This window comes from Lysobacter daejeonensis GH1-9, from assembly GCF_000768355.1.
In the GTDB taxonomy this organism is placed as follows: Bacteria; Pseudomonadota; Gammaproteobacteria; order Xanthomonadales; family Xanthomonadaceae; genus Aerolutibacter; species Aerolutibacter daejeonensis.
The window spans coordinates 1-12395 of sequence record NZ_AVPU01000046.1 but is presented as its reverse complement, the minus strand read 5'-3'; the positions used below and the strand labels follow the sequence as shown (position 1 = coordinate 12395).

The 12395-nt window shown below is 68.0% G+C and carries 7 protein-coding genes and 1 pseudogene; 3 read left to right on the top strand and 5 right to left on the bottom strand.

All coding sequences use genetic code 11. From position 1 onward, the window contains the following. Positions 1-3047, top strand: a 3047-nt coding sequence (putA, locus tag N800_RS14345; protein WP_036140176.1) for a bifunctional proline dehydrogenase/L-glutamate gamma-semialdehyde dehydrogenase PutA, incomplete at its 5' end; no start/stop codon positions are given. Positions 3048-3225: 178 nt separating this feature from the next. On the opposite strand, the gene N800_RS14340 is transcribed toward putA, so the two are convergent. After that, positions 3226-4578, bottom strand: coding sequence for an OmpP1/FadL family transporter (locus N800_RS14340; RefSeq protein ID WP_036140174.1), 1353 nt, complete (start codon positions 4576-4578; stop codon positions 3226-3228). Between the two features lie 228 nt (positions 4579-4806). On the opposite strand from N800_RS14340, the gene N800_RS14335 reads away from it, so the two are divergent. Both N800_RS14335 and N800_RS14330 read left to right on the top strand, forming a co-directional pair. Next, positions 4807-5499, top strand: coding sequence for a rhomboid family intramembrane serine protease (locus tag N800_RS14335; RefSeq protein ID WP_036140172.1), 693 nt, complete (start codon positions 4807-4809; stop codon positions 5497-5499). Positions 5500-5525: 26 nt separating this feature from the next. After that, positions 5526-5846 carry a DUF1820 family protein gene (locus N800_RS14330; RefSeq protein WP_036140169.1) on the top strand — a complete coding sequence of 107 codons (321 nt, stop codon included), beginning with the start codon at positions 5526-5528 and terminating at the stop codon, positions 5844-5846. A gap of 78 nt (positions 5847-5924) precedes the next feature. On the opposite strand, the gene N800_RS14325 is transcribed toward N800_RS14330, so the two are convergent. The 4 genes and pseudogenes from N800_RS14325 to N800_RS14310 form a co-directional block, all read right to left on the bottom strand. Then, entirely contained in the window at positions 5925-9503 is a 3579-nt protein-coding gene (locus N800_RS14325) for an ABC transporter permease/M1 family aminopeptidase (protein ID WP_036140167.1), read from the bottom strand. 12 nt (positions 9504-9515) lie between these two features. After that, entirely contained in the window at positions 9516-10409 is an 894-nt protein-coding gene (locus tag N800_RS14320) for an ABC transporter ATP-binding protein (protein WP_036140164.1), read from the bottom strand. A gap of 139 nt (positions 10410-10548) precedes the next feature. Continuing rightward, positions 10549-11859 (bottom strand): annotated as a pseudogene (locus tag N800_RS14315) (S41 family peptidase); the annotation flags it as partial. Between the two features lie 155 nt (positions 11860-12014). Beyond that, the coding region (locus N800_RS14310; protein WP_036140162.1) for a murein hydrolase activator EnvC family protein at positions 12015-12395 on the bottom strand (381 nt) is incomplete at its 5' end.

Sequence of the window (12395 nt, the reverse complement as noted above, 5' to 3'; positions counted from 1 at the left end):
GCGCCGCCGCCCAGGCCACCGCCGCCGACCTGGTGCGCCGCGTGCGCGCCCGCGCCCAGGACCAGGGCGCGATCGAGGCCTTCATGCGCCAGTACGACCTGGGCAGCGAGGAAGGCGTGCTGCTGATGTGCGTGGCCGAGGCGTTGCTGCGCATCCCCGACCAGGAAACCGCGGACAAGCTGATCCGCGACAAGCTGGGCGACGCTGACTGGAAGAAGCACATGGGTCAGTCCGACTCGGTGCTGGTCAACGCCTCCACCTGGGGCCTGATGCTGACCGGCCACCTGGTCGACCTGGCCGACGAGACCAAGCGCGACGTGCACAACGCCTTCAAGCGCCTGATCGGGCGGGTGGGCGAGCCGGTGATCCGTCTGGCGGTGCGCCAGGCGATGAAGATCATGGGCCACCAGTTCGTCATGGGCCGCACCATCGGCGAGGCGCTGGCGCGTTCGCAGAAGGGCGCCAACGCCGCCTACCGCTACTCCTTCGACATGCTGGGCGAAGGCGCGCTGACCACCCAGGACGCGCTGCGCTACCTGCAGGCCTACCGCGACGCGATCCACGCGATCGGCAAGAGCGGCCCGGGCGGCAACTACCTCGGCCAGGACGTGTTCGGCGTGCCGTCGATCTCGGTCAAACTGTCGGCGCTGCATCCGCGCTACGAGCACGCCAAGCGGGCGCGCGTGTTCGCCGAGCTGACTCCGCGCGTGCTGGAGCTGGCGCAGCTGGCCAAGTCGTACGGCATCGGCTTCACCATCGACGCCGAGGAAGCCGACCGCCTGGAACTGTCACTCGATGTGATCGCAGGCGCCTACAGCGACGCCTCGCTCGATGGCTGGGAAGGCTACGGCCTTGCCATCCAGGCCTACCAGAAGCGCGCGCCGGAGGCGATCGACTTCATCGCCGACCTCGCGCGACGCACCGGCCGCCGCATCCCCGTGCGCCTGGTCAAGGGCGCGTACTGGGACAGCGAGGTCAAGCGCGCGCAGGTCGACGGCCAGTTGGGCTACCCGGTGTTCACCCGCAAGCCCAACACCGACGTGTCGTACCTGGCCAACGCGCGGCGCATGCTCGAGGCAAGCGACGCGATCTACCCGATGTTCGCCACGCACAACGCGCAGACCATCGCCAGCATCTGGCAGCGCGCGAAGGCGATGGGCCGCGCGCAGCACTTCGAGTTCCAGAAACTGCACGGCATGGGCGACGACCTGTACGCCGAGGTAATCCCGGCCGACCGCCTGGCCGTACCGTGCCGGGTGTACGCGCCGGTGGGCAGCCATGAGGATCTGCTGCCGTACCTGGTGCGCCGCCTGCTCGAGAACGGCGCCAACTCCAGCTTCGTCAACCGCATCACCGACGAAGCCATCGCCATCGACGACCTGATCCAGGACCCGGTCGAGACCGTGTCCGCCTTCGAATCCATCGCGCATCCGCGCATCCCGCAGCCGGTCGACCTGTACCGCAGCTACGGCATTGACAGGAGCAACTCCATGGGCGTGAACCTCGCCAACGACGATCAACTGCGCGCGCTGGCCGAGCAGGTCAACGCCGAAGCCGGCAAGGCCTGGCGTGCCGCGCCGCTGGTGCCGGGCGCGACCATCACCGGCGCGGACATCGCCGTGACCAATCCCGCCGACCGTCGCCAGACCGTGGGCCACTGGCAGGCCGCCGACGGCGCCACCGTGGAGCTGGCGCTGCGCAACGCCGTGGCCGCGCAGCCCGCGTGGGACGCGACCCCGGCCGCCAGCCGCGCCGCCATCCTGGAGCACGCCGCCGAATTGCTGGAGCAGCGCATGGCGCAGTACATCGCGCTGTGCACCCAGGAAGCCGGCAAGACCATCCCCGATGGCGTGGCCGAAGTGCGCGAGGCGGTGGACTTCCTGCGCTATTACGGTGCGCAGGCGCGCGAGCTGTTCAAGCCCGAGGCGCTGCCCGGCCCGACCGGCGAGTCCAACAGCCTGCAGTTGTCGGGCCGCGGCGTGTTCGTGTGCATCAGTCCGTGGAACTTCCCGCTGGCGATCTTCATGGGCCAGGTGGCCGCGGCGCTGGCGGCCGGCAACAGCGTGATCGCCAAGCCGGCCGAGCAGACCAACCTGATCGGCTTTGCCGCGGTGAAGCTGCTGCACGAGGCCGGCGTGCCGGAAGGCGTGGCGCAGTTCCTGCCGGGCGACGGCGCCACCGTCGGCGCGGCGCTGACCCGCGACCCGCGCGTGGCCGGCGTGGCCTTCACCGGCTCCACCGAGACCGCGCGCGCGATCAACCGCGCGCTCGCGGCGCGCGACGCCGCGATCGGCGTGCTGATCGCCGAGACCGGCGGCCAGAACGCGCTGATCGCCGACTCGTCCTCGCTGCCCGAGCAGGTGGTGAAGGACGCGATCGGCTCGGCGTTCACCTCGGCCGGCCAGCGCTGCTCGGCGGCACGCGTGCTGTTCGTGCAGGACGACATCGCCGACAAGGTGATTGGCATGCTCGGCGGCGCGATGGCGGAGCTCAAGGTCGGCAACCCCGGCCTGCTGTCCACCGACGTCGGCCCGGTGATCGACGAGGACGCGCTGAAGATGTTGCGCGACCACGCGGAGCGCATGGACCGCGAAGCGACCAAGATCGCCGAGGTGGCACTGGAGGCCGAGACCGCCAATGGCACGTTCTTCGCCCCGCGCGCGTACGCGATCCCGTCGATCGACGTGCTGCACAAGGAGGTCTTCGGGCCGGTGCTGCACGTGGTGCGCTGGAAGGCCGACCAGCTGGACGCGGTGATCGATGCGATCAACGCCACCGGCTACGGCCTGACGCTGGGCATCCATTCGCGCATCGACGAGACGGTGGAGAAGATCAGCCGCCGCATCAAGGTCGGCAACTGCTACGTCAACCGAAACCAGATCGGCGCGGTGGTCGGCGTGCAACCGTTCGGTGGCCAGGGGCTCTCGGGCACGGGGCCGAAGGCCGGTGGTCCGCACTACCTGCCGCGCTTCACCACCGAGAAGACCATCACCATCAACACCACGGCGGCGGGCGGCAATGCGTCGCTGCTGACGCTGGGGGACTGAGAGGCGACCGGCGGGCGCTCCATGGGGGCGCCCACCGCAGGGTCCGGCAAATCACGGCCCGTGATCCGTTTGGTTGCCGAGCACTGCGATGGTCGCCTCCAGACGGATCCGATGCCGGTTGGACAAGCAAAAAGAAACCCCGCCGAGGCGGGGTTTCTTTTTTGCAGCGGCTTGGAACTTAGAACTTGTACTGCGCCGAGAAGGCCAGCAGGTTGGCATAGCCGTCGAACGGACCGGTCAGGCGGTGGCCCTGGTTGTCGTGGCTGTCGACTTCCGGATCCTTCGGCTCCAGGCGGGCGTAACCGAAGTTCAGCTCCAGTGCGTCGCTGAATGCCCAGGTCGCGCCGATCGAGTACCACAGGCGATCGGCATCGGGCAGACGCGGCGTGCGCGTCTCGATGTGGGTCGGCGTCTCGTCGTAGGCCACGCCGGCGCGCAGGGTCCACGCGTCGTTGAGCTTGAACTCGCCGCCCAGCGACATGAACTCGGTGTCACGCCACGCGAAATCTTCGACGGCGTCCGGATCCGGGTTCACGAAGTTGATGCGCACTTCGCGCAGCGACGACCACTTGGTCTCGGCCCACGAGGCCATCAGCTTGAAGCTGTCGGTCACCTGGTAGGTGGCGCCCAGCGACAGGATCGACGGCGTGGTCAGCGCGGCGGTGACGTTGCCGTCCTTGAACAGCGGGGCCGTGAACGGGCTGGAACCGAACACGGCGGCCACGTCCGTCGGCACGGTCCAATCGACGGTGCCTTCCAGGTCATAGTCGATCTCGGAACGGTAGCTCAGGCCCACGGTCAACTTTTCGGTCGGCTGCGCGTGCACGCCCACCAGCCAGCCGAAACCGTTGTCGTCACCCTGCACTTCCACAAAGCCGTCGCGCGCCTGCGGGCGGGCGAACGGCAGCGGGCGGGTGGCCGGGTTGGAGAACAGGATGGTGCCGAAGTCCACCGACTTGGACAGGGTCACATCGGCGCGCGAGAAGATCGCACCGACGCCCACCGACAGCTTTTCCGGGATCACGTCCACCGCGGCCGACAGGGTCAGGTCGACGATCTTCACGTCGGAGGTGTGCGCGAAATAGCGGCCCTGCCAGCCGTCCTCGTACTCGGTCTTCAGGCCGAACGGCGCGCTGACCATGGCGCCCAGCGCCAGGCCGTTGTCGAACTTGTGCACGACCGACATCGCCGGCACGGGCGTCACGTCGCCGGCATTGCCGCCGTCACCACCGGTCAGCGGCATCGCGCCGTTGGCGGCGGTGCCGGTGCCCTCGAACTGGTAGCTGAGGTCGATGGCGGTGACGTCCACCTGCACGGTGGTGCCCGACATGCGCGCCATGGCGGCCGGGTTGTTGGTCACTGCTGAGGCGTCATCCGTCTTGGCCGCGGTGCCGGCGAACGCGCTGCCAAGGCCCTTGGCACTGTTCTCCTTGAGCTGGAAGCCCGACGCGTGGACCTGGCCAAGGGCCAGAGCGCCGGTGATGCCAAGCGCCAGCGCCGAAAGGCGGGTGATGCGATGTACGTGCTGCATGCGTGTAGTCTCCACTGGAGTGTTGTGTTTTTCGGCCATTCGCGGGGCGGGAACTCGTGCCCAGACACGCCGGAAACCCCTCCCGACGTACGACGCCGTATGCACTATATCGCGCCCTTTAACCGAACGCTAACAATGCCACAACCCATTGAAAATGAACGGGTAATAGGCATTTTCCAGCCCCTGTTCAGGTATGCTGGGGCACCCGATCGGCAAGGATGCTGAGCCGTGTTCGTCGCCCTTCCCCCGCGCAGGAAGCCGGTCATCCGCTGGGCCACGCCGCTGCTCTTTGCGGTGCTGTGGGCGTGCTTCATCAGCCTGCAGGTGGCGCCGGAGGCGGTGGAGCGCCGCTGGATCACTGAGTGGGGCGCCCTCTCCGGCGGACTGGCGTCACTGGACGCCTGGTCCCAAGCCTGGCACGACGGTAGCGCGCTGCGCCTGTTCTCCGCGTTGTTCCTGCACGCCGATTGGGCGCACCTGCTGGGCAACCTGGTGTTCCTGCTGATCTTCGGCGTACCGGCGGAACGCGCCATGGGCTCGCGACGGTTCCTCGCGCTGTTCCTGCTGGGTGGTGCGTTCGCCAACCTGGTCGCGGTGATCATCATCGGCACACCGGATCGGCTGGTGATCGGCGCCAGTGGCGCGGTCTCGGCGCTGATCGGCGCCTACCTGGCCTTGTTCCCGCGCACCAAGCTCGGCGTGGTGGTGCCACTGGGCCTGTTCCTGCAATTCGTGAAGGTGCCCGCGCCCTTGCTGATCGGCGTATGGGCGGCGCTGCAACTGGTGTTCACCTACATCGGTCCGGCGTTCGGTGCGGTGGCTTGGTCTGCGCATTTGGCAGGCTTTGCCTTCGGCGGCGTTTTCGCGCTGATCACGCGCGCCGGCATCGCGCGCCGCCTGCGTCGCCAGCGCGGCTTCTGAGCGGCGCCGGCGCCTATAATCGGCGCATGGCCAAGACGCTGTACAAAGTCACGTTCCTCAATGCCGGCAAGGTGTACGAGCTGTACGCGCACCAGGTGGCATCCGGCGCGCTGTGGGGATTCACCGAAGTCTCGGAGCTGGTGTTCGACGTCCATGATGGCGTGGTGATCGACCCCACCGAGGAGCGCCTGCGCGACGAGTTCGGCAACACCCGCGTGCTGCACCTGCCCATGCAGAGCATCGTTCGGATCGAGGAAGTGGCGCGCAAGGGCCAGTCCGCGATCCGGGATGCCGCCACGGGCGAGAAGGTCATCACCCCCTTCCCGCTACCGTCCAAGCCGCGTTGAAGGTCTGCGCCGGCCTGCATGGCCGGCGCATCCACGCGTGCAACAACAGGCCTCGACGGTGCACCAAGGCCTTGCGCGTCATTGCAGGCTGACCCGTCGGCGGTTGTCGGCGGATACGCGGTCGATCAGCTTGTTGTACGGATCGAAGCCCGCCTCGTAAGGCTCGGCATCCACCACCACCTTCACAACCGGATCGGCTCGCGTCACGCGATGGCGCTGCAGATACAGCACCGGCTGGTCTGCCTCCCGTCCCGAAGGCGCACGGGCGAACACGCCGACTTCGATCCAATCATCCAGCGGCGCAATCCGTTCCTTGCCCTTGCCGTCGGCATAGTGCTTGCCGGCATGCAGGTTCAGCGTGACCTCGTACTTGCCATCCTCGCGCTTGCGTGCCGTCGCCGCCTGCACCCGGTTGTCGTAGAAGCTGATCCGCTCGAACAGGTCGGTGATCAGCGCCTGCTGCTCCGGACGCGCCTGCGCCCGCAGGTGACGCAGCAGGTCCAGGCTGGTCGGGTACGGGGCGCCGCCGAAGCGCCGCTCTACGAGGTAGCCACGCAGCGCGCGGTTGACCGCGGCCTCGCCGAGTTCCTCACGCAAACGATAGAACGCCAGCGAGCCCTTGCGGTAATGGATGTATTGCTGGTTTTCCACCCGGTACAGCGGCTGTTCCTCGACCGTTTCGCCGCCACGGCCCGACAGGTAGCTGTCCAGTTCGTACTTCAGGAAGGTGCGCATGTGCGCGCGGCCGTACTCGTGCTCCATCACCATCAACGCCGAGTACTGGGCCAGGGTCTCCACCAGCATCGTCGCCCCCTGCACGTTGGCGCCCACCACCTGGTGCCCCCACCACTGGTGCGCGATCTCGTGCGCGGTGACATAGAACACGTAGTCGATCGCGTCCTTGTTACGCAGGTCCGCAATGAAGCCGATGTTCTCCGAGTACGGAATCGTGTTGGCGAAGCTCTGCGCGAACGACTCGTAGCCCGGGAACTCGATGATCCGCACTTGGCGGTGCTGGTACGGGCCGAAATTGGCCTCGTAGTAAGCCATCGACTTCTGCACGCCCTCGATCATCCGGTCGACGTTGTAGGCGTGCTGCGGGTGGTAATAGATCTCGATCGGGATGCCCTTGTACGCGCCCTTGCGCACCTGCCAGCGTGCCGAGAGCACCGCGTAGAAATTGACCATCGGCCGGTCCATCTCGTAGCGGAAGCAGCGACGGCCGTTGCGGGTGAACTCGCGCTTGAGGTAACCGGGCGCCAGCGCGGTCTGGTCCGGCGCGGTGCACACGGTCGCCTTGAAGTCCAACCAGTCGGCATCGTCGTCGAGCTGGTGCGCGTTGCGCGCGGCGACATCCTCCAGCTTGGCCGCGCGTTCGGGTTCGCCCAGGCCGCGCTTTCGGCGCTCGTTGCGGTCGTCGATCTGGAAGCGCGGCTGGTAACCGAAGGACGGCAGCAGGCGGTTGTTGAAGAACGTGCCATTCCCGACCACGTCATGCTGCGCCACGCCGTTGGTTATGCCCGTGGGGTGCGTGTCCACGGTGAAGCGCAGTTCGCGTCGTTCACCCGGTTGCAGCGGTTGTGCCAGCCGGTAGATGCGGTAGCCAACGTCCTTGTCGTGCTTCAGCAGCCTGGCCGGCCCCAGGTCCATGCGGCTCAACGTGCTGTCGTCCTGCATCGCAACGTGCACTTCCCGCAACGGCTGCGCATGCGGGTTGTGGACCAGGTAGCGCCCCTCCACGCGCATCGACTGGCGCTCCGGATACAGGTCGACATCGACATCGACCGCCAGGATCTTCGGCTGCAGCACCTGGGCGTAGCGCTTGTACTCGCGCTCGTAGTGCGCCTGCAGGTCGAGTTCGTCGTCGCTGCTGCGGTAGGTGTTGCGGAGGTTGGTGTTCCAGTACAGCACCCCGCCGACGGCTGCGAAGGACAGCAGCGCCAGGACGAAGGCCACGCCAAGGCGCCCGCGCATCCGCTGCCGCGCCACGCGGGCGCGATGACCAGCGTCGGTGCCACGCGCCCACAGCGCGACCGCCCCGCACAGCAGCGCGACCAGCAACAGCATCCAGTAGCCCTGGAACGCGAGTTGCCCGACGAGGAAGTGGCCGTAGCCGTTCATGTCCGAGTACGGCGCGTTGGGCCAGGCACCGAACGTGTACAGGTTGTGTTCCAGGTTGAGGTAGCCCATCACCGCCTGCAGCACCATGACCAGCACCAGCAAGGCGTAGCCCACGAACTTGTTGTTGGCCAGCACCTGCAGGCACAGCGCCATGCCCCCCATCAGCACGAACGGGATCGAGTTCAGCGCGAGCTGCTTCAGGTACAGCACCGGCTCAAGCGCGGTGTACCCCTTGCCCAGCTGCACGACCATCGCCGCCAGGCTGCCGATCAGCTGGAACAGCACGATCACCGCCAGCAGCGTGGTGAACTTCGCCGCCAACGGCACCCAGCCCGGCACCGGCATCGCATCGGTCACCTCGTGGATGCGCTGGCTGCGCTCCTTCCACACCAGCTCGCCAGCGTAGAACATCACGATCACCACCAGCAGCCAGCTGTAGCTGCCCTGCAACGTGCCCAGGACCTGCGCGGTGACCGGGTACACGGGCGTGCCGTACAACAGCTCGCTGTTGAGTGCGGCGGGAATGAAGTTGGCCAGGCCGAACACCAGCATCACCACCATCGGCACGCTGCGGAACACGCCGCGGGTGTCGAAGCGCACCTGATGCTGGAATTGGGCCCATGTCGTGGCCGCGCTGAAGCGCGGCGTCGCGCGCGGCGGCACTCCGCCTGATGGCGAGACCGGAGCTGCCGCGGTGGGCGGTGCCGCCGCGACGCGGCGCCAGCCGCGGCCGGTATCCGCGCGCTGGGTGCGGAAAAGGGCGAACACAGCCGCAGACATCCCCACGGTCACGGCGAGCCATACCGCGCGATTGACCAGCAGGTAACCAGCGAATGCCGGCAGGCCGTTGTTGCGCTCCTCCGCCGACCAGTAGCGCACCGTGCGCCCCAGGGCACGGATGCCCAGAGGCTCCAGCAGGGTGGCAAGCCAGACGTTGTCGAGGTCGCGCAGCAGCGTGCCACTCACGCCGTAGGCCACCAGGAAGCCGATGACACCGAGGTACACCCACAGCAGGCTGCGGGTGGTGACCGCCAGCAAGGCGATGAGCGCCCCGGTGAACAGCAGGTTAGGCAGGACCAGGACCGCAAAGCTCCAGGCATAGGGCCACAGCAGCACCGGCCCGAGGCGCGCACCATCAATCCACGGCATGAACTGGGCGATGAAGATGCCCGCCGCGATCACCAGATACACCACCAGGCTGGCCAGCAGCGCGGCGCCCAGCCGGCCGAGCAGGAAGTCGCGACGCCGCACCGGGCTGGAAAACAACAGGTCGGCCGTGCCCAGCTCGAAGTCGCGCAACAGCGCGCCCGACACGAACGCTGGGATGATCAGCATGCCCAGCAGGCCAAAGGCAGCCAGCAGCGTGGCCACCACGGTGGGCGCATTGCGGTGGACATTGCCAATGCTGCCCCCGATCTGGATTGCGTCACTGGCAGCGGCACCGAATGCCAGCAGCGCGAACAGGCTGGCCAACACCCACAGCAGCGGCGATCGCAGTTGCTCGCGCAACTCGAAGCGGAAGAATTCGAGGATCATGGCGTGGCTCCGTCAGGCGGCCTTGGCGTGCTGGCGCAGGCGCTGGAAGTACACGTCCTCCAGGTCCGGCGCGACCGCTTCGAAGCCCGCGCCCGGCGACTGCGGCGCGAAGATGTGGATCACCGGCTGCCCCGCGACCAGGCGCGTCGACAGCACCGTGTGGTTGGCCTCGTATTCGGCCAACGCCGCCTTGCTGACCTGCTTGCGCCACACCTGCGCGCGCAGCGCATCGATCGCGTCCACCGGCCGACCGGTCAACAGCACCTGGCCCTTGTTGAGGATGGCCATGGTCGGACACAGGTCGGTCACGTCTTCGACGATGTGCGTGGACAGGATTACCGCGACCCGCTCGCCGATCTCCGCGAGCAGGTTGAGGAAGCGGTTGCGCTCCTCAGGGTCGAGGCCGGCGGTGGGCTCGTCGACGATCACCAGGCGCGGGCTGCCCAGCAAGGCCTGGGCGATACCGAAGCGCTGGCGCATGCCGCCCGAAAAGCCCCCGAGATTGCGCTTGCGCGCATCCCAGAGGTTGACCTGGCGCAACAACCCATCCACCACCTCGCGTCGTTGCTTGCGCTCACTCAGCCCCTTGAGCACGGCGAAGTGCTCGAGCAGGTCCTCAGCGCTGACCTTGGGGTACACGCCAAAATCCTGCGGCAGGTAGCCCAATTGCCGACGCACCGCGTCCTTGTCGCGCAACACGTCGATGTGCCCGCCGCCCTCGGCCTCCAGCGTGGCGCTGCCGCGGTCCGCATCCTGCAACGTGGCAAGCGTGCGCATCAGCGACGACTTGCCGGCGCCGTTGGGTCCGAGCAGGCCGAACATGCCGCGCGGGATGTCCAGGTTGACATCGTTGAGCGCGTGGACGCCGTTGGCGTAGGTCTTGCAGAGGTTGCGGATGGTAAGCATGCGTCCCTGTCATTGCCGGGCCCGCGGGGTGCGGGCGTCAGGGCATGCTAGGGACGCGCGGCACGGCGCTCCATAGGCTGATCGTCATCCGTGACCATCGGGCTACACGGCCATGCGGCCGTGCTCAGCGCGGCTTGATGGCCGGCTTGGACCGGGCCGTTGCCGGCTTCTTCAATTCCGCCAATGCGGATGCGATGTACCCATCGCCTTCCAGCACGTCGCCGGCATTGCTGCCGGGCAGCCCGTCGCCCTCGCCATCACCGCGCAGGTGGCCGGGCAGGCTCGCCTCGGTGTAATCCGGACGCGAATCGGCGCTGTCCTTGCCGGGCTTGAACACGACGTCAGGCACGATGCCCAGCGCCTGGATCGACTTGCCGCTGGGCGTGTAATAGCGCGCCGTGGTCAGCTTGACCGAGTCGCCGTTGTCCAGCGGCAGCACGGTCTGCACGCTGCCCTTGCCGAAGGTGCGGCTGCCGACCACGCGCGCGCGGCCATTGTCGCGCAGCGCGCCGGCCAGCACTTCCGACGCGCTGGCCGAGCCGGCATCCACCAGCACCGCCACCGCGGCGCCGTCGAGGCGGTCTCCCGGTGTGGCACCGAATTCGGCATCGCTGATCGGAATGCGGCCGCGGGTGCTGACGATCTTGCCGCTGTCGAGCAGGTCGTCGGCGATCTGCACGGCCGCGTTGAGCAGGCCGCCGGGATTGCTGCGCAGGTCGATGACCAGGCCACGCAGGCGGCCACCTGCCTGCTCCTTCAGCAGCCCCAGCTGGCGTTCGAAGTCCGCGGCGGTGTCGGCCTGGAACGAGGCGATGCGCACGTACCCGTAACCCGGTTCCAGCATCCGCCCCTTCACGCTGGCCACGCGGATGGTTTCGCGTTGCACGCTGATTTCCAGTGGTTTGGCCGCGCCTTCGCGCACCACCGTCAGCATCACCTTGCTGCCGGGCGGGCCACGCAGCGGTTCGTTGTCCTCGCCCTCTTCGGCGCGCAGCGGCTTGCCATCCACTGCAACGATCAGGTCGCCGGCCTTGATGCCGGCCTTCATCGCCGGGGTGTCGTCGATCGGCGCGATGACACGCAGGAAGCCATCGGGCTGGCGGAAGATCTCCACGCCGATGCCGTCGTAGCGCCCCTGCGCCTGCTCATCGAACTCGTCGGCGTCGGCCTTGGGCAGGTACACGCTGTGCGGGTCCAGGTCGAGCAACAGGCCGCGGATCGCCGACTGCATCAGCCGGGTGTCGTCCACCGGCTCGACGTAGGCCTGCTTCACCGCCTTGTACACCGCCACGTAGCGGCGGATCTCGTCGAGCGGCACCTTGGAATCGCTGGCGGTCGACAGCGCCTCCGCCGACGGCGGCGACTCGGTGGCGGGGGCCTGCTGGGCTGACACACCGCCCAGCGGCAGGGCCAAGGCCACGGCGAGCGGCAGGGAACGACGAAGGGGCATGCGGACTCCGGTGGATGCTGCGCGGCGGGCATGGCCTTGGACCACGGAACCGCACACGGGTTCGATCATCCTGCACGCTTCCCGCCGCCGGGGGAACCCGGATGCTTACCCAGCGTGGCGGAAGCTTTCGTTAACCGGGTTCGGCGCCGGCCGGCTCAGCGGCGCAGCCAGACGCCCGGGTTGACCGGCTGGCCATTGCGGCGCAGCTCGAAGTACAGCGCCGGACGCCCATGCCCGCCGGAACTGCCAACGGTGGCCACCGGCTGGCCCTTGCGCACGTGGTCGCCCACGTCGCGCAGCAGCGCGTCGTTGTGCGCGTACAGGCTCATGTAACCGTTGCCGTGGTCGACGATCAGCAGCAGGCCGTAGCCGGTCATCCACTCGGCATACACCACGTCGCCGTCGGCCACGGCGCTGACGTTGTTGCCTGCGCCCGCGCCGATCAGCAGGCCGTCGCTGCGGCGCCCGTCGGGCATCGTGGCGCCGAACCCGGCGAGCAGGGCGCCCGCGACCGGCCAGCCCAGCCCACCCACCTG

Bases quoted from the DNA above. Each gene is read 5' to 3' on its own strand.
- N800_RS14320 (WP_036140164.1), bottom strand. From the start codon at position 10,409: ATGCTTACCATCCGCAACCTCTGCAAGACCTACGCCAACGGCGTCCAC.
- N800_RS14340 (WP_036140174.1), bottom strand. From the start codon at position 4,578: ATGCAGCACGTACATCGCATCACCCGCCTTTCGGCGCTGGCGCTTGGC.
- N800_RS14330 (WP_036140169.1), top strand. From the start codon at position 5,526: ATGGCCAAGACGCTGTACAAAGTCACGTTCCTCAATGCCGGCAAGGTG.
- N800_RS14325 (WP_036140167.1), bottom strand. From the start codon at position 9,503: ATGATCCTCGAATTCTTCCGCTTCGAGTTGCGCGAGCAACTGCGATCG.